At 71.9% G+C, this 16,364-nt stretch carries 19 protein-coding genes; 5 read left to right on the forward strand and 14 right to left on the reverse strand.

Annotated features, from left to right (window positions below):
* Positions 1–214 precede the first annotated feature (214 nt).
* Positions 215–1,618, forward strand: coding sequence for a cytochrome P450 (locus ACQ5SO_RS06355; RefSeq protein ID WP_430940745.1), 1,404 nt, complete (start codon positions 215–217; stop codon positions 1,616–1,618).
* Between the two features lie 10 nt (positions 1,619–1,628).
* On the opposite strand, the gene ACQ5SO_RS06360 is transcribed toward ACQ5SO_RS06355, so the two are convergent.
* Positions 1,629–2,021 carry a VOC family protein gene (locus ACQ5SO_RS06360; RefSeq protein ID WP_430940746.1) on the reverse strand — a complete coding sequence of 131 codons (393 nt, stop codon included), beginning with the start codon at positions 2,019–2,021 and terminating at the stop codon, positions 1,629–1,631.
* A gap of 189 nt (positions 2,022–2,210) precedes the next feature.
* Positions 2,211–2,417: a cold-shock protein gene (locus ACQ5SO_RS06365; RefSeq protein WP_430940747.1), complete on the reverse strand. Its 207-nt coding sequence runs from the start codon at positions 2,415–2,417 to the stop codon at positions 2,211–2,213.
* 265 nt (positions 2,418–2,682) lie between these two features.
* Here ACQ5SO_RS06365 and ACQ5SO_RS06370 point away from each other — a divergent pair, with 265 nt between their 5' ends.
* Positions 2,683–3,354 (forward strand): hypothetical protein, encoded by a 672-nt coding sequence (locus ACQ5SO_RS06370; protein WP_430940748.1) that lies wholly within the window; start codon positions 2,683–2,685, stop codon positions 3,352–3,354.
* A gap of 125 nt (positions 3,355–3,479) precedes the next feature.
* Here the strand turns inward: ACQ5SO_RS06370 and leuC are convergent, their stop codons facing one another.
* Positions 3,480–4,886 carry a 3-isopropylmalate dehydratase large subunit gene (gene leuC, locus ACQ5SO_RS06375; RefSeq protein ID WP_430940749.1) on the reverse strand — a complete coding sequence of 469 codons (1,407 nt, stop codon included), beginning with the start codon at positions 4,884–4,886 and terminating at the stop codon, positions 3,480–3,482.
* A 299-nt stretch (positions 4,887–5,185) separates the two neighbouring features.
* A complete protein-coding gene (locus ACQ5SO_RS06380) occupies positions 5,186–6,025 on the reverse strand; it encodes an alpha/beta hydrolase family esterase (protein WP_430940750.1) in 840 nt (279 codons plus the stop codon).
* Positions 6,026–6,332: 307 nt separating this feature from the next.
* On the opposite strand from ACQ5SO_RS06380, the gene ACQ5SO_RS06385 reads away from it, so the two are divergent.
* The gene (locus tag ACQ5SO_RS06385) at positions 6,333–6,989 is read left to right on the forward strand and encodes a hypothetical protein (RefSeq protein ID WP_430940751.1); all 657 of its coding nucleotides are present in this window, start codon (positions 6,333–6,335) and stop codon (positions 6,987–6,989) included.
* A gap of 100 nt (positions 6,990–7,089) precedes the next feature.
* Here the strand turns inward: ACQ5SO_RS06385 and rplS are convergent, their stop codons facing one another.
* The 6 genes from rplS to ffh all read right to left on the reverse strand — a co-directional run bounded on the left by rplS (position 7,090) and on the right by ffh (position 11,776).
* On the reverse strand, positions 7,090–7,467 hold the full coding sequence (rplS, locus tag ACQ5SO_RS06390) for a 50S ribosomal protein L19 (RefSeq protein ID WP_430940752.1): 378 nt from the start codon (positions 7,465–7,467) through the stop codon (positions 7,090–7,092).
* Position 7,468: 1 nt separating this feature from the next.
* Complete coding sequence (gene trmD, locus ACQ5SO_RS06395; protein ID WP_430940788.1) at positions 7,469–8,317, reverse strand: tRNA (guanosine(37)-N1)-methyltransferase TrmD; 849 nt, start codon at positions 8,315–8,317, stop codon at positions 7,469–7,471.
* Between the two features lie 251 nt (positions 8,318–8,568).
* The gene (gene rimM / locus ACQ5SO_RS06400; protein WP_430940753.1) at positions 8,569–9,132 is read right to left on the reverse strand and encodes a ribosome maturation factor RimM; all 564 of its coding nucleotides are present in this window, start codon (positions 9,130–9,132) and stop codon (positions 8,569–8,571) included.
* Between the two features lie 208 nt (positions 9,133–9,340).
* A complete protein-coding gene (gene rpsP / locus ACQ5SO_RS06405; protein ID WP_430940754.1) occupies positions 9,341–9,739 on the reverse strand; it encodes a 30S ribosomal protein S16 in 399 nt (132 codons plus the stop codon).
* A 118-nt stretch (positions 9,740–9,857) separates the two neighbouring features.
* On the reverse strand, positions 9,858–10,151 hold the full coding sequence (locus ACQ5SO_RS06410; RefSeq protein ID WP_430940789.1) for a chorismate mutase: 294 nt from the start codon (positions 10,149–10,151) through the stop codon (positions 9,858–9,860).
* A gap of 53 nt (positions 10,152–10,204) precedes the next feature.
* Entirely contained in the window at positions 10,205–11,776 is a 1,572-nt protein-coding gene (gene ffh, locus ACQ5SO_RS06415) for a signal recognition particle protein (protein WP_430940755.1), read from the reverse strand.
* Positions 11,777–12,121: 345 nt separating this feature from the next.
* On the opposite strand from ffh, the gene ACQ5SO_RS06420 reads away from it, so the two are divergent.
* Both ACQ5SO_RS06420 and ACQ5SO_RS06425 read left to right on the forward strand, forming a co-directional pair.
* Positions 12,122–12,799, forward strand: coding sequence for a VPLPA-CTERM sorting domain-containing protein (locus tag ACQ5SO_RS06420; protein WP_430940756.1), 678 nt, complete (start codon positions 12,122–12,124; stop codon positions 12,797–12,799).
* A 201-nt stretch (positions 12,800–13,000) separates the two neighbouring features.
* Positions 13,001–13,636 (forward strand): VPLPA-CTERM sorting domain-containing protein, encoded by a 636-nt coding sequence (locus tag ACQ5SO_RS06425; RefSeq protein WP_430940757.1) that lies wholly within the window; start codon positions 13,001–13,003, stop codon positions 13,634–13,636.
* 146 nt (positions 13,637–13,782) lie between these two features.
* On the opposite strand, the gene ACQ5SO_RS06430 is transcribed toward ACQ5SO_RS06425, so the two are convergent.
* From ACQ5SO_RS06430 to ACQ5SO_RS06445, 4 genes are all read right to left on the reverse strand, one after another.
* On the reverse strand, positions 13,783–14,436 hold the full coding sequence (locus tag ACQ5SO_RS06430) for a LysE family translocator (protein WP_430940758.1): 654 nt from the start codon (positions 14,434–14,436) through the stop codon (positions 13,783–13,785).
* A gap of 7 nt (positions 14,437–14,443) precedes the next feature.
* Positions 14,444–14,962 (reverse strand): hypothetical protein, encoded by a 519-nt coding sequence (locus ACQ5SO_RS06435; RefSeq protein ID WP_430940759.1) that lies wholly within the window; start codon positions 14,960–14,962, stop codon positions 14,444–14,446.
* An 11-nt stretch (positions 14,963–14,973) separates the two neighbouring features.
* Positions 14,974–15,528: an ActR/PrrA/RegA family redox response regulator transcription factor gene (locus ACQ5SO_RS06440; RefSeq protein WP_430940760.1), complete on the reverse strand. Its 555-nt coding sequence runs from the start codon at positions 15,526–15,528 to the stop codon at positions 14,974–14,976.
* Positions 15,529–15,692: 164 nt separating this feature from the next.
* The gene (locus ACQ5SO_RS06445; RefSeq protein ID WP_430940761.1) at positions 15,693–16,313 is read right to left on the reverse strand and encodes an SCO family protein; all 621 of its coding nucleotides are present in this window, start codon (positions 16,311–16,313) and stop codon (positions 15,693–15,695) included.
* Between the last annotated feature and the right edge of the window lie 51 nt (positions 16,314–16,364).

Genomic DNA, 16,364 nt, shown 5'->3' on the forward strand with positions numbered 1-16,364 from the left:
CGCCGCGCCGCCCCGACCAAACGCCCTCCCCGGCCGCCCCGGGGAGGGCGTTTTTCGTCGCGCCCCCCGGCGACTTGCCGCCTCCCCCCTGCCGCCCCGCCGCCGCCCATTCGAGACTTTTTGAAACCTTCCACCCCGTGGACGGGTTGCGCAGGCCGCTTGCAAGAACGATGTTCACTTAAGCACAGAGTTCGACCAGCCAGGATGCAGCCCGATGCAGAACCTCGCCGAAAAGCCCGCGCCCGCCCATCACCTCTACACCTCGCGCAGGACCTTCCCATCGGCCGAGCGGCTGGAGAAATCCAAGGCCCTGCGCGTCATCCACATGCTGCGCACCACCTTCGCCGCCCGGCGCAACCTGCTCGAGCTGTTCCACCCCTCGCTCTATGACGTGCGCTGGAACGTCGCCAAGATCGCCTCGGGCAAGGTGGTCACCATCAACGACCCCGCCTTCGCGCGCCATGTCCTCAGGGACGGGGCCGAGGCGTTCCAGAAGGGGCGCATGTACGACGCCATCTTCGGGCGCTTCCTCGGCAAATCCTCGCTGATCATGGAGGGCGAGGAATCCCGCACCCGCCGCCGCCTGATCTCGCCCGCCTTCAACGCCCGCGCCCTGAAGCGCCTCGAGGGCGTCGTCGCGAAACACGTGGAGCTGATGCTCGCCGACTGGGACCGCGCCGCCGCGGACGGCCCGGCCGAGGTGGACCTGTCGCGCGCCGTCACCGGCCTGACCATGCGCATCGCGATGGAGGCGTTCTTCTCCTCCGATCTCGGCGATGCGGAGCAGGAGATCGCCGAGCTGATGGAGGAGGCGATCATGGAATCGGGCTCTCCGTCGCTGATCGACATGCTCGGCCTGCCCGAATGGATGCCGCGCAAGTCCCGCCGCCGCGCGGACGAGGTGATCGCGGCCCTGAACACGCATCTCTACCGCCTGATCGACGCGCGCATCGCCGAGGGCGGCGAGATGCCCGAGACGCCGGACCTCCTCGACATCCTCGTCCACGCGCAGGACGAGGAGACGGGCGCCCGCCTCGACCGCGAGGCGGTGCGCAACGAGGTGATGACCCTGTTCGCCGCGGGGCACGAGACGACGGCGCTGTCGCTGGCCTGGGGCCTCGACCGCCTGGCGCGCGAGGATGCGGTCCAGGAGGAGCTGCGGGAGGCGGTCCGGGCCGAGGACGACGCCCCCTCGCCGCTGATCGCCGCGGCCTATGACGAGATGCTGCGCCTCTATCCCCCGGCGTTCATCGTCGGCCGCCAGGCCTGCGCGAACAGCACGTTCGAGGACGTGGACCTCGTGCCCGGCGACCGGGTGCAGGTGGCGATCTTCATGATGCACCGGAACCCCAAGTACTGGCCGGAGCCGGAGAAATTCGACCCGACCCGCTTCCTGCCCGAGGGCCGCAAGGGGCGCGATCCGTTCGCCTACATCCCCTTCGGCGCGGGCCAGCGGATCTGCGTCGGGCTGGCGCTGGCGAAGATGGAGGGCGCCCAGGTCCTGCGCGAGGGGCTGAAGCGGTTCCGCCTGCGCCCCGCGGGCCCGGCGCCGGACCCGCTGGGGCGGATCACGCTGCGGACCGAAGCGCCGGTGAAGCTGGTGGTGGAGCGGGTGTGACGGGGCGCGATCACCCCTCCGCCCCCTCTGCGGGCTGAACCAGGCCGAGCCCGCCGCCGGACGGATCGACGATGACGGCGAAGCGCCCGACGCCAGGCACGTCGAAGGGCGGGCGGCGCAGCTCGCCGCCCGTGCGCAGCGTGGTGGCGACGGCGGCGTCCAGATCATCGACCGCGACATAGGTGAACCAGTGGGCGGGCGCGCCGTCGAGGGCGGGATCCGGGCGCATGTCGTAGATCCCCGCCACCGGCGCGTCGCCGCACATGGCCGTGAGGTAGGTCCCCCCCATGCCGTCGGGGCTTTCATCGAAGCGCCAGCCCAGCAGCCCGGCGTAGAAGGCGCGGGCCGCCTCCGGGTCGCGGGTGTTGAGCTCGGTCCAGAAGATCGTGCCTGCGGCGGCCATGAGGGTTCCTCCTGCCATGCGGCGACCTGGGGCGCCGCCGGGGGGCATAGTGGACCGGGGATTTGCGGCGGGGGCGAGGCGGCGGCGGGCCTCGGCGCCAACGAAAACGCCCCCGCGCTTCGCAGCGCGGGGGCGTTTTCAGTTCAGCTCAGCCTGCGCGGACCCGAGGGGCGCGCGGCCTGTCCGGGCTCAGGCCAGGGACAGGTTGCAGGCGGACTGACGGCCGTCACGGCCGGTCTCGAGGTCGAAGGACACCTTCTGGTCCTCGGCCAGGCCCTGCAGGCCCGAGCGCTGGACGGCCGAGATGTGGACGAAAACGTCCTTGCCGCCCTCATCGGGGGCGATGAAGCCGAAGCCTTTGGTGTCGTTGAACCATTTCACGGTGCCGGTGGCCATGTCCGTGTCTCCTCTGATATCCGCCCGCAGGATGCGGCGGTGTCGGCGTCTTCAGTCCGGATCGATCAACTGAGAGCCGTGAGGCGGAGCAGTGGGCCGATAGATAGAATAGCCTCTTCCCTCTACTCCAAAAGACGGTGATTCTCAACGTGAACCTGCGGCGGGGGCGCGCATGGGGACGCGGTTTGACAGCGAAGACGCGCGGCGCGCAGACTGGCCCCGCGCGCAGATGCGCCCCAATTCGCCCGAACCCGGAGCCGCCGCGATGAAGTCCTTCTTCGAAACGCTGCAGCAGGCGGCGCTCTCGCTCGCCGCCCTGCTCGGGACGCTTCTGGTCATCGGCGTGATCTTCGCCCCCGAATACACCGCCCAGCGGGTGACGGCGGCGCATGAGCGGTTCTTCTCGCAGCTTCCATTCACCGGCGCCTTCAAGTTCGCGGGGCTGGAGATCAAGACCGGCGAATTGTCCGGCGACATCGAGGCGACGAGCGCCACGCTGCAGGACCTGCAGAACCGGGTGGCGGCGCTCGAGGCGCAGCTGGCGCCGCCGCCGCCCGCGCCGATCGTCGTCGCCCCGGAGCCGGGCGAGGGCGGCGGCGGCGGCGGCGCGCGCGATGAGCCAGCGCCCGCCCCCGCGCCCTACTACGCCCAGTGGATCGTTTATGCCGGGTCCGAGCCGGTCCTGTCCGGCCAGCAGGTGGAACTGGCCCGCCTGCGCGCCGAGGGGATCGAGAACAGCGCCATCCTGAAGATCGGGCGGCGCTACCGCACCGTCGCCATCTACCCGGACGAGGCCGCGGCGCAGGCCGCCGTGCCGGTCATCGCCGGGATCGTGGGCGAGGCGCGGGAGCCCTATGCCCGCGCCCTCTCGGCCGTCTGCCCGGCCTGGCCGCGGCTGGAGCTGCCGCCGCCCGAGCCGTTCTACGATTGCAGCTGAGCCAGCCCGAAGAGCCAGCCCAAAAAGAGAGTCCGGAGACGCAGCCCCGAAACGCAAGACGCCCCCGCGGATCCCTCCGCGGGGGCGTTCGCATGGATGGGGGGGGGCGACGGCCCCCCGCGCGATCACATCAGCTCGCGCACATCCGTCAGCTTGCCGGTCAGCGCGGCGGCGGCGGCCATGCCCGGGGACACCAGGTGGGTGCGCCCGCCGCGGCCCTGGCGGCCTTCGAAGTTGCGGTTCGAGGTCGAGGCGGCCCGCTCGCCCGGCTTCAGCTGGTCGGGGTTCATCGCGAGGCACATCGAGCAGCCCGGCAGGCGCCATTCGAACCCGGCGGCCTTGAGGATGTCGGCGATGCCCTCTTCCTCGGCCTGCGCGCGCACGAGGCCCGAGCCCGGCACGACCATGGCCCGCATCCCCTCTTTCACCTTCTTGCCCTCGACGATCTTCGCGACCTCGCGCAGATCCTCGATGCGGCCATTGGTGCAGGAGCCGATGAACACGGTGTCGATGGCGATGTCCGACAGCTTCTGACCGGCGGTCAGGCCCATGTACTCGATCGAACGGCGCGCCGCGTCGACCTTGCCGCCCTTGAAGTCCTCGGGGTTCGGCACGGTCGCGGTGATCGGCAGCACGTCCTCGGGCGAGGTGCCCCAGGTGACGACGGGCGCGATCTCGGCGGCGTCGATCTCGATGACCTTATCATAGACGGCGTCGTCGTCCGAGAAGAGGGTCTTCCAGTAGGCCAGCGCCTGCTCCCACGCCGCGCCCTTCGGCGCGTGCGGGCGGCCCTGGCAGTAGGCGAAGGTCTTCTCGTCCGGCGCGATCAGGCCGGCGCGGGCGCCGCCCTCGATGGCCATGTTGCAGACGGTCATGCGGCCTTCCATCGACAGCCCGCGGATGGCGCTGCCTGCGTATTCGATGACATAGCCGGTGCCGCCGGCGGTGCCGGTCTTGCCGATGATGGTCAGGGTGATGTCCTTGGCGGTGACGCCCGGGGCCAGCTCGCCCTCGACCTTCACCAGCATGTTCTTGGACTTCTTCTGGATCAGCGTCTGGGTGGCCAGCACGTGCTCGACCTCGGAGGTGCCGATGCCGTGGGCCAGCGCGCCGAAGGCGCCGTGGGTGGCGGTGTGGGAATCGCCGCAGACCACGGTCATGCCCGGCAGGGTCCAGCCCTGCTCGGGACCCACGATGTGGACGATGCCCTGGCGCACGTCGTTCACGTCGTAATAGTGGATGCCGGTCGACTTGGCGTTCTCGCGCAGGGCCTCGACCTGGATGCGCGATTCCTCGTTGTCGATGCGGCCTTCCAGGCGCTCGAGCGTCGTGGGCACGTTGTGATCCGGCACCGCGATGGTGGCGTCGGGACGGCGCACGGTGCGGCCGGTCATGCGCAGGCCTTCGAAGGCCTGCGGCGAGGTCACTTCGTGGACCAGGTGGCGGTCGATATAGAGCAGGCAGGTGCCGTCCTCGGCCTCGTCAACGAGGTGGGCGTCCCAGATCTTGTCGTAGAGCGTCTTGCCGGTCATCTCGGGCTCTCCCTTTCAGGGGGGTGTTCTGTTGCGTACCGATGGGTGCGTGGCGGAGCGGGCGCGCCCGGAAAACGGGGCGCGCGCGGGGCTCAGCCCGAGGCGCACAGCGACGCGACCCGCCCGTGGAAGCGCCACGGCAGGCGGTCGCGATCGGAAATGGTCAGATACCGCGTCATCGCGCGGAACCTAAGCCCGCCCGCGGTCCGGGGCAAGATGGAAGGCGCGACGGCGGGCGCGGCGGATTTCGCCGCGCGGGGCGGGGGTTGGGGCGGGTCGGGGGCCGCCGGGCGCGCGCCTCAGCGCGGGGCGGCGAGCGAATCGAGGAAGGCGAGCGCCGCCTGCGCCCAGCCCGGCGGCACGTCATGCCCCCCGCCCCAGCGGACGGACACGAGGGCGCCGCCGTCGCAGCCGGGCCATTCCTGCGCCTGCCAGCCGCCGGGGATCTCCCCCAGCCGCGCGGTGGGCGCCGGGGCGGCGCAAGCCATGCGGGCGGCGGCGGCGGAGAGGACCTCGTCCGCGTCCCCCTGGACCAGCCGCCCGCCGCCGACCGCGCGGCCCGCGATGGGCACCACCCGGTCCGTCGTCCCGTGGGTGTGGAAGATCGGCGCCGGACCGGCGCAGGTCGTCGGGACCGGCTTCCAGAACACCCCCGCGACCGGGGCGAAGCCGGTGAAGGCCGCGGGCGCGTCGCAGGCCAGCCGCCAGGTCATCATCCCGCCCGCGGAGAAGCCCGCGGCGGCGATCCGCGCGGGGTCGAGCCCGAAGCGCGCCGCCGCGTCCCGCGCCACGGCGCGCAGGAAGGCCACGTCGTCCCGCCGCCCCGGCGCCGCCATGGCGTTCCACCCGCGCGGAGAGCCGGGACCGCGCCAGCGGTCTCCGTCCGGGCCGATCACCGCGTAACCGGCGGCGAGGAAGGCGCCCAGGCGGGACTCGTTGGCGATGGCCCGCGCGCCGTTCCCGCCATGCCCGTGCAGGAACAGCACCGCCGGGTGCGGGCCGGGCCCGCCCGGCAGGCGGATGTGATAGGCGCCGCCCGCGACCGCGCAGGCGGCTTCGCTCGGGGCGCAGGCCTGCGCGGCGGCGGGGGCGGCAGGCGCCAGGAGGGCGGCGAGGGCGGCGGCGAGGAGGGGGCGCATGGCGGAAGCTCGGTCGTTGCGATGGGAAACGAGGGGTCGCCCCAAGGCATCGCACGCCGCGGCCCGTCGCGGGGATCAAAACAGCGGCGCCGGGACGCGCGCGCCGCTCCCGGCGCCGCATTGACCGGCCCGCGCGCCACGCTGCACGTTGGACGCGCCACGCTGCACGCCGTGCAACGCCCGGAGCCGCCGCCCATGACCACGTCCCCCGCTGCGCCCCCCTCTGCGCCCCCCCGCTGCGCCCATCGCCGACGAACTGACCGCCCTCGCCGCCGCCATCGCGGCCGAGGAGGACCCGCGCGCGCGCATGAAGCTCCGCCGCCGGGCCATCGGGCTGGGGCAGGACGCGGTGCGGGCGGCAGGGACGCTCGAGGCCGGGCCGCTCGACGCCGCCATCGCCGCCCTGCGCGCCGCCCATGCCGCCAGCCGCGGGGTGTACAACCCCAACGCCTCGATCACGAAACTGGCGAAACGGCGGATGGAGCTGGCGGGCCTGTCGGAGCTGCCGCTGATCGCGGCGCCGCGGGCCAAGGGGGTGGGGACCGACACGGCCTGCCTCGCCATCGCCTGCGGGCCGCTGCCGGAGCTGTTCGGGGACCAGCCGGTGGCGGTGGCGGGGATGAATGCAGGGCGCTTCTTCCTGTTCTCGACCGGCGCCGACGGGCGGTATTCCTGCGCCCTGCGGCTGGCGGAGGCGGAGGCGCCGTTCCTCAAGCCCGGGGAGTACAAGCTGGTGGTGGAGGCGACGCCGCCCTTCCGGCTGAACATGACCGTCGGCCGGATCTTCTTCGGCGCGGCCGAGGACGTGGCGCGCGGCACGTCCGTTCCCGCCGCGGACGGGGCGTGGACGGGCCAGGTGGTCTCGCTGCGCTCCGGGCGCGGGCTGCGCCACGTGGCGACGCTGATCCCCGGGGCGGCGCCGGTCTCCCCCTTCCACGCGATCCCCGAGATGCGCGAGCTCTAGCGCACACGAAAACGGCCCCCGGAGTTCCCCCCGGAGGCCGTCCATCTCACCGTCCCTCGCGCTGTTCCAGCGCGGCGCCCGGTTGCCGGGCGCGGCCGCCTCAGGCGGTCTTCTTCGGCTTGTAGTTGGTCTTCTCGGCGATACGGGCCGATTTGCCGCGGCGCGTGCGCAGGTAGTACAGCTTCGCGCGGCGCACCTTGCCGCGGCGCACCACGGTGATGGCGTCGATGTTCGGCGAGTGCAGCGGGAACACGCGCTCCACGCCTTCGCCGAACGAGATCTTGCGCACGGTGAAGGAGGCGGCGATGCCCGAGCCGCCCTGGCGGGCGATGCAGACGCCTTCGAAGTTCTGGACGCGCGAGCGCGAGCCCTCGGTCACCTTGTAGCCGACGCGCACGGTGTCGCCGGGGGCGAAGTCCGGGATGTCCTTGCCCAGGGCCGCGACCTGCTCGGCTTCGAGCTGCTGGATGATGTTCATATCAGTCGTCCTTGTTCCCGCCTTGTCCGGCGGTGATCTGCGCGTCCGAGGGCTCTGCGGCTTCGACCGGGTCCGCGATGCCGCCCTGTTTCGCGACATGCGCCCGCCAGAGATCGGGACGTCGTTCCTTGGTCAAACCCTCGGCCTGGCTTCGCCGCCATTCGGCGATGCGGGCGTGATGGCCGGAGAGAAGCACCTCCGGTATCGCGCGCCCGTCCCAGACCGCGGGCTTGGTGTATTGCGGATGCTCGAGAAGGCCGGACGAATGCGACTCGTCCTCAAGCGACTCGGGGTTGCCGAGCACGCGCGGTATAAGGCGCACGGTCGCATCCAGCAAGGCCATAGCGGCGATTTCTCCGCCCGTAAGCACGAAATCCCCCAGGGAGACCTCCTCGACCGCGTGCGCCTCGAGCACGCGCTCGTCCACGCCCTCGAACCGGCCGCACAGAAGCGTCAGCCCCTCGGCCCCGGCAAGGCGGCGGGCCATGGCCTGGTCGAAGCGCTTGCCGCGGGGCGAGAGGTAGAGGACCGGCCATTTCGCCCGGTCCTGCGGCGTCCCGCGCCCGGCGAAGCGCAGCGCGCGGTCGAGCACCTCGGGCTTCATCACCAGACCCGGGCCGCCGCCCGCGGGCGGGCCGTCGACCGAGCGGTGCCTGTCCCGGGCGAAGCCGCGGATGTCGATGGGCTCGAGCGACCACAGCCCGTTCTTCATCGCCGTCCCGGTCAGCGAGCCGCCGAGGGGGCCGGGGAACATGTCGGGGAAGATGGTCAGCACGCGGGCTGTGAAGCCCGCGGCCCGCGGCGCCTCGTCGAGGGCGCGGGGCGTGGCCGAGACCACCACGCGCTTCATCCCGAGGGCGCGCGTCGGGGTCTTGCGGCGCAGGTGTTCGCCATCATCCGAGGCGCGCTGGAGGCCCTGGCCCGGGGCGCCGGGGGTTTCCTCGACGCCTTCGAGGGTCGCGTCGCCCTCGTAGACGCCGAAGCGCATCCGCTCGCCCTTCGGGGCGGGCCCGGCGGCAGGGGCGCCCTGCCCCGGCTTGTCTTGGCCCGGCTTGTCTTGCCCCGGCTTGCCTTCGTGCGCGTCGTCGTCCCCGGACCCGCTCACGCCTCGTCCCCCTCGGCGGCGTCGCCGTCCTCGTCCTTGCCGTCATCGAACAGGCCCGCGGGCGGGTCGGCGATGATCCGCCCGGCGGCGAGGTCGACGGTCGGGACCGCCTCTTTCGTGAAGGGCAGCATCACCGTCTGGCTGCGGCCGGGGGCGCGGACCTCGAGCAGGTCTCCGGCGCCGAAATCATGCACCGCCAGCACCTTGCCGAGCGGCGCGCCGCCGGCGTCGAGCACCGAGAGGCCCACGAGATCGGCGTGGTAGAACTCGTCATCCGGCAGGCTGGGCAGCTGGTCGCGGCGCGCGTACAGACGCACGCCCTTCAGCGCCTCGGCGTCCTCGCGCGTCGGCACGCCCGAGAGGCGGGCGCCGAAGCCGCCCTTCATCGGTCGGGTCAGCGTGACCTCGAAGCTGCGGGTCCCGCCCTCATCCGTCAGGGGGGAGTAGGCGGCGATGTCCCGCGGGTCGGCGCAGAAGGATTTCAGCCGCACTTCGCCGCGCACGCCGAACGCGCCCGCGATGGCGCCGACGCAGATCCGGCCCTCGTCCTGCTCGCTCATGGGGTCACCTCGTCAGGGCGCCGGGGCGGTCGGCCTCCGCCTGCCCGCCCCCTGTGAAAAGCAAAGGCCCCTCCCCGGATCGGGGAAGAGCCTGCGCCGCCCCCGAAGGGGCGGAAAAGGGTCGCCGGGGCGGCGCGCCGCCACGATGGGCGCGCCGGGCCCCGACGTCGCGCGGGTCCCCCGAGGGGGCCGCACGCACCCGCGCCGATCACTCGGCGGCGGCTTCCTCGGACGCAGCCTCGTCGCCGGCCGCGGCGGCCTCGGCGGCGGCGGCGGCCTTGTCGGCCTTCTCCTGGGCGCGCTGCTTGGCGGCGTCGCCCGGCTCGCCCTTCTTCAGGTTGGCGCGCTCTTTCTTCTCGAGCTTGCCGGCGGCTTCCAGGAAGCGCGCGACGCGGTCGGTGGGCTGGGCGCCCTTCTCAAGCCAGGCCTGGACCTTGTCGAAGTCGAGCTGCACGCGCTCTTCGGAATCCTTGGGCAGGAGCGGATTGTAGGTGCCCAGCTTCTCGATGAAGCGGCCGTCGCGCGGCTTGCGGCTGTCGGCGGCGACGATGCGGTAGAAGGGGCGCTTCTTGGAGCCGCCGCGGGCGAGACGAATCTTGATGGCCATGGATCTGGTTCCTTTGCCTTGGCTTTTTTCTTGTGCCGGTACGCGGAGCGGATCCCCGGCGGATGTACGTTCGGTCTTCGGGTCGCCCCCGGGGGCCGGGGGCTGGTCTGCGCGGCCGTCAGGCCTGCAGGCGTTCGTGGTGGCGAATGACTTCCTGGATGATGAAGTTCAGGAATTTCTTCGCGAATTCGGGGTCGAGGCCGCTGTCCTCGCACAGCCGGTGCAGGCGGGCGATCTGGCGCTCCTCGCGCGCCGGGTCCGAGGGCGGCAGGTCGTGGGCGGCCTTCAGCTTGCCCACCGCCTGGGTGGCCTTGAAACGCTGCGCCAGGGTGTAGACCAGCACGGCGTCGAGATTGTCGATGTCGTCGCGCAGCTCGGCGAGGATCTCGCGGGCGCGCTGCTCGTCGGTCACGGGCGTCTCGGTCGCGCTGTTGTCGGTCACGGCCTTGTCGGTCACGGGCGCGCTCACTTCTTCTTGCCAAGGCCGGAGAGGCCGCCGGGCAGCCCCCCGCCGAGGCCCGGAAGCCCGCCGCCGGGCATGCCGCCCAATCCACCGGGAAGCCCGCCGGGCAGGCCGCCCTTGCCGGCGCCAGCGGCCTTGGCGGCCTTGGCCGCCTCCTGCATCGCCGCCGCGTCCATGCCCGGGGGCATCCCGCCCGGCATGCCGCCGCCGCCCATTCCACCTTTGCCGAACAGGGCGCCCAGGCCGCCGCGCATCAGGCCCTTGGTCCCCATCTTGCCCATCTTCTTCATCATGTCCGCCATCTGGCGGTGCATCTTCAGAAGCTTGTTGACGTCGGCCACGTCCATGCCGCAGCCCGCGGCGACGCGCTTCTTGCGGCTGGCCTTCATCAGGTCGGGGTTCTTGCGCTCTTCCTTCGTCATGGACTGGATGATCGCGATCTGGCGCTTGATCACCTTGTCGTCCATCCCGGCTTCTTCCATCTGCCGGGCCATCTTGCCCATGCCCGGCATCATGGACATCAGCCCGCCCATGCCGCCCATCTTCAGCATCTGCTCAAGCTGGGACTGCAGGTCGTTCATGTCGAAACGGCCCTTGCGGAACCGCTTCATCATGCGCTCGGCCTCTTCGGCCTCGATCGTCTCCTGCGCCTTTTCCACGAGCGCGACGATGTCGCCCATCCCGAGGATCCGGCCCGCGATCCGGTCCGCGTGGAATTCCTCCAGCGCGTCCATCTTCTCGCCGAGACCCACGAACTTGATCGGCTTGCCGGTGACCGCGCGCATCGACAGGGCCGCGCCGCCGCGGCCGTCGCCGTCCATGCGGGTCAGCACCACGCCGGTGACGGCGAGGCGGCTGTCGAATTCCTTGGCGACGTTCACCGCGTCCTGGCCGGTCAGGCCGTCGACCACGAGAAGGATCTCGTGCGGGTTGGCCACGTCGCGGACGGCCTCGACCTCGGCCATCAGCTCTTCATCGATGTGAAGGCGGCCGGCGGTGTCGAGCATGTAGACGTCGTAGCCGCCCAGCGTCGCCTGCTGCTTGGCGCGCTTGGCGATGGCCACCGGGTCCTGGCCGGGGATGATCGGCAGCGTGTCGACGCCGATCTGGCGGCCGAGCACCGCGAGCTGCTCCATCGCCGCCGGGCGGCGCACGTCGAGCGAGGCCATCAGGACCTTCTTGCGGTCCTTTTCCTTCAGCCGCTTGGCCAGCTTGGCGGTCGTCGTCGTCTTGCCCGAGCCCTGAAGGCCCGCCATCAGGATCGGCGCGGGCGGGCTGTCGACGCGCAGCTTGCCGATCTCCGAGCCGTCGCCCGCGAGGGTCGCGACCAGCTCGTCATGGACGATCTTGACCACCTGCTGGCCGGGGGTGACCGAGCGGGTCACGGCCTGGCCGGTGGCCTTGTCCTGCACGCGCTTGACGAAATCGCGCGCCACCGGGAGCGAGACGTCGGCCTCGAGCAGCGCCACGCGGACCTCGCGCAGGGCGGATTTGACGTCGTCCTCGGAGAGGGCGCCGGCCTTGGTCAGCTTTTCAAAGACGCCGGAGAGGCGGTCGGAAAGGCTCTCGAACATGTCGGCCCTCCTTTGCTGTCGGGCGGCGCGGGCGCGCGGGTCAAAGCACTGCGGCCCCGGCGGGCGCGACGCGCTGACCGGGGGCGATCTTCGCCATGGCGAAGACCGGAGGGTCGGGGACTCTCCGGGAATTGGAGGGGGAGATACGCGCGCGGGGGGCGGGTGTCAATGGCGGCGGCGGCGGGGATAAGGGGGTCCGCCACGATTCAACGGTGTCGTAAAGTTTGAAAAACCGGCGGATTCGTGCATACCTTAAAGCCGCGTGAACTTCCGAATGGACGCCGGGCGCCCTCGCGCGTCCGGCCCGCGTAATTTTAATCTGAACCTATTCCTCCGGGGGACTCCATGAGCATCTTCCTCAAAGCCGGCGCGCTCGCCGCCGGCCTGGTCTTCAGTGCGTCCGCGGCCCAGGCCGCGATCTTCACCCTCGACTTCGAGGGGCTCGCCAACAACGAGTCGGTCGGCGAGTTCTACAATGGCGGGACCGGCGGCGACGGCTCCACCGGCGGCGACGATTTCGGCGTGTCCTTCTCCTCCAACGCCCTCGCGATCATCGATTCCGACGCGGGCGGAACCGGCAATTTCGGCGGCGAGCCGACGCCGGACACGGTGCTGTTCTTTCTGACCGGCACCGCGGTGATGGACGTGGCCGCGGGCTTCGACACCGGGTTCTCGTTCTACTACTCGGCGGTCAACAATCCCGGCTCGGTCGTGGTCTATGACGACCTCGGCGCCACCGGCAACGTGCTGACCACGCTGACCCTGCCGGTCACCGCCTCGGATGGCGGCGACCCGAACGGCAGCTTCAGCCCGTTCGTCTCCGTGGGCGTCAGCTTCACCGGCGTCGCGAAATCGGTGGATTTCGGCGGCACCGTCGACCAGATCGCCTTCGACAACATCACCTTCGGCTCCGAGACCGCGGGCGAGACCGGCGGCACGGCGAGCGACGTGCCCCTGCCCGCCGCGGCGCCGCTGCTGCTGCTCGGCCTCGGCGCGATGGGGCTGATGCGCCGCAAGGCGTGATCCGCCGCGCCTGGGCGCCCGAGAAACGGAACGCCGCCGGTCGGGCCCCGACCGGCGGCGTTTTCATGCCCGCCCGCGCGGGGGCGGCGCAGGGTGCAGGACCGGGGGTTCACGTCAGGTTTTGGACACCCATGGCAGGATCGGGTTGCAGATTCGTGCAACGCATTCGTGCAACGCATTTCAGCCCGACGGGAGCGCCCCATGTTCATTCGACCCGCCCGCACCGCCGCCTTCGCCGCCGCCTGCCTGCTGTTCCCCGGCCTCGCCCCCGCCGCGACGCTGCTGGGCGAGGCGGCCTACCTGTCGCCCGGCGACCTCACGGTCGTGGAGATCGGCGGCACGGCGATGGAGTTCCTCGACCTGACCCTGACGCAGGGGATCGGGGTGGCGGCGTCGCTCGCCGCCCATGGCGGGGCCGGCTTCACGCTGGCCGACGCGGCGCAGGTGGCCGAGCTGATGGACGCCTTCGGCTTCGCCTATGCCCAGAGCCCCGGCGCGGTGCAGGAGATCTTCCCGACCTCCGTTCAGGCCGCCGCCTTCATCGACGCGCTGGGCAACACCACCCCGACGCCGGGTACGAATTACTACGCCCTCGGGGCCTTCGCGGACCCGGCGGGGATCGACGGGGCGCATTCCTATTTCTGCGTCTCGCAGGGCGATTGCGGCCCGACCTCCTTCGTCTATGACCGCGATTACGAACCGGTCGGCTGGGCCGGGAATGTCGGCGTCGTGCTGGTGCGCGAGGCGTCGGCCGCCGCCGACGTGCCCCTGCCCGCCGCCGCGCCGCTGATGCTGCTGGGCCTCGGCGCGCTGGGGCTGCTGCGCCGCAAGGGGTGACGCCGCGCCTGCACGGCCGCGCCCGGACGGAAGCTCCTCCACAGCCGCGCCTGCACGTCCGCGCCTGCACAGAAGTACCCGGGAGAAACGCAACGCCGCCGGCCGGGGCCCCGACCGGCGGCGCAGTTCCTTGCGGGGCCGGGCGCTCAGCGCGTCGCGCGGCCGGCGGCCAGGCCGAAGGCGGCGAGGATCATCGCCCCGCCCGAGATCCGGTCCACCCAGGCCGTCGCTCCCGAGAGCCGCAGCCGCGCGCCGCCGAAGCTTCCCAGCGCGGCCCAGCCGACATCGACCGAGGCCAGCACCGCGATATGGATGGCCGCCAGCACCGGCAGCTCGGTCGCCGCCGCCTCGGGCGAGGAGACGAACTGGGGCAGGAAGGCCGCCGCGAAAAGCAGCGTCTTGGGGTTGGCCAGCGCCAGCGCCATCGCCCCCGCGGCGGCGCGCAGGAAGGGGACCGGGCGCGCCGGGGCGGCCTCCGGCGCCTTCGCCGCGCGGATCCCCGCGCGCAGGGCCCGGATGCCGAGGAACAGCAGCCAGGCCGCCCCGGCCCATTTCACCGCCACCAGCGCCCCGGAATAGACCGAGACCAGCGCCGCCAGCCCCCAGGCCGCGGCGGCGATCTGCACCGCGACGCCGCCCATCACCCCCAGCACCGTCGCCAGCCCCGCCACGAAGCCGAACCGCACCGCGCGCGACACGGTCAGCGCCACGTTCGGCCCCGGCAGCACCGCGAGGGCGATGGTGGCGAGCACGAGGGCGAGGATGTTGTCGAGCGGCATGGCGGGCATGGGCAGGGTCAAAGCCCAGTCATGCGCCGGAATCCGGCTGCTGGGAAGCGGTTTCGGCGGCCCCTTCGGCGGCCCTTCGCGCCTCGGCGGCGCTGGTGAAGGGCCAGGCGGCGTAATCCCGGCCCCCGAGGATCGCCGCGGCCTCGTCGGCGGTCAGCGGCCAGTCCTCGAGAAACAGCGCCCGGCGCAGTCGGGCGAAGCGGCTGATCCGCCCGGCGGGGTCCGCGCCCGGAACCCGGTCCCTCGGCCACGCATAGGGCCGGTCCGAGCGCAGGAACAGGATCCAGCGGGCGATGTCCGCGCGCGTGTCGGGATCGCAGTTGCAGCGGTGTTCGCGCATATCGTCCCAGGTCAGCCAGAGCGCGCCGCGCACGGCCGCGACGGCGGGATCGGCGCTGCGCGGCACGTCCGCGACGTAGAGTTCGTCATTGGTGATGCGCCCGGCCAGCCACGATTCGGCGGCGTCCGCAAGCCAAGCGCGCGCCGTTCGGTCGACCGGCGCGCGCGAAATGTCGTCTGATGCGGGGCGCGGGGCCACGCGGAGGCGTCTCAGCGGGGCGAGCGCTTCGCCAGGATCCGCTGCAGGGTCCGGCGGTGCATGTTCAGCCGGCGCGCGGTCTCGGAGACGTTGCGGTCGCACAGCTCGAACACCCGCTGGATATGCTCCCACCGCACGCGGTCGGCGGACATCGGGTTCTCCGGGGGCGGCGGCTTCTGGTCGCCATTGGCCAGCAGCGCCGCTTCCACGTCGTCCGCATCGGCGGGCTTCGACAGGTAATCGGTCGCGCCGATCTTCACCGCGGCCACCGCGGTGGCGATGGCGCCGTAGCCGGTCAGCACCACGATGCGGCTCTCGGGCCGGGCCTCGCGCAGCGCTTCCACGACGTCGAGCCCGTTGCCGTCCTCGAGCCGCAGGTCGACCACCGCGTAGAAGGGCGGCTTGCGGCGCACGATGGCGAGACCCTCGGCCACGCTCTCGGCCGCCTCGACCTCGAAGCCGCGCCGTTCCATGGCGCGGGCGAGGCGCCTGCGGAACGGTTCATCGTCGTCAAGGACCAGCAGCGACTTGTCCTCGCCGATATCCCGAAGCGCGGCTTCGCTCATCTGTTCGTCTCCCCCTGGGCCGTTCGGTGCGCGCGACAATAAAGCCTATCGCGTTCGAGTCAAAAGCAAAGAGCGCATCGGGGGCCGCCGGGCCGGGCTTCGCGGTGGAAACCCTGCGCGCTCAAGGGTTTCGCACGGGACGCCGGGGCGCCCCGCGGGGGGACTCAGAGCTTGTCGATGAAGCAGGCGGCGCGGTCGGCGATCTGCTCGGCCGAGTGTTCGCGCCGGAACACCTCCAGCAGGTCCCCGCCCGGGGCGACGAGATAGGTGAAGGTGGAGTGGTCCATCAGGTAATCCTCGGGGTCGTCGCCCGCCTTCGCGCGGTAGACGCGCCAGTCCTTCGCGACCTTGGCGATCTCCTCCTCGGTCCCCGTCAGGCCGATCATCTTCGGGTGCAGGTTGGCGGTGAAGTCGCCGACCATCTTCGCATCGTCGCGCTGCGGGTCGATGGTGATGAAGGCGGGGCGCAGCTCCACCCCGCGCTCCTCCAGGATCTCCACCGCCTCGGCGTTGCGCGCGGTGTCGACCGGGCAGACGTCGGGGCAATAGGTGTAGCCGAAATAGAGGAGCGTCGGGCGGTCGAACAGCTCGGCCGAGGTCATCCGCGCGCCGGTCTCGGAGGTCAGCGTGAAGGGCCCGCCGATGGCGGAGGCCGCGGCGAGCTTCACCTCGCGGCACTCGGCGAAGCGGTCTTCGCCATCGGAGGGGGCGAGGGCGAACCAGCCCGCGGCGCCGAGCCCGGCGGAGACGGCGGCGAGGGCGATGATGGCGGCGGTGCGGGCCATGGGGGCCTCCTTGCAAGGGACAGGCTGCGCGGGGGAGGAGATACGCCCCGG

Origin of the sequence: Rhodovulum sp. DZ06 (assembly GCF_050586345.1) — a bacterium.
In the GTDB taxonomy this organism is placed as follows: Bacteria; Pseudomonadota; Alphaproteobacteria; order Rhodobacterales; family Rhodobacteraceae; genus JBOCEF01.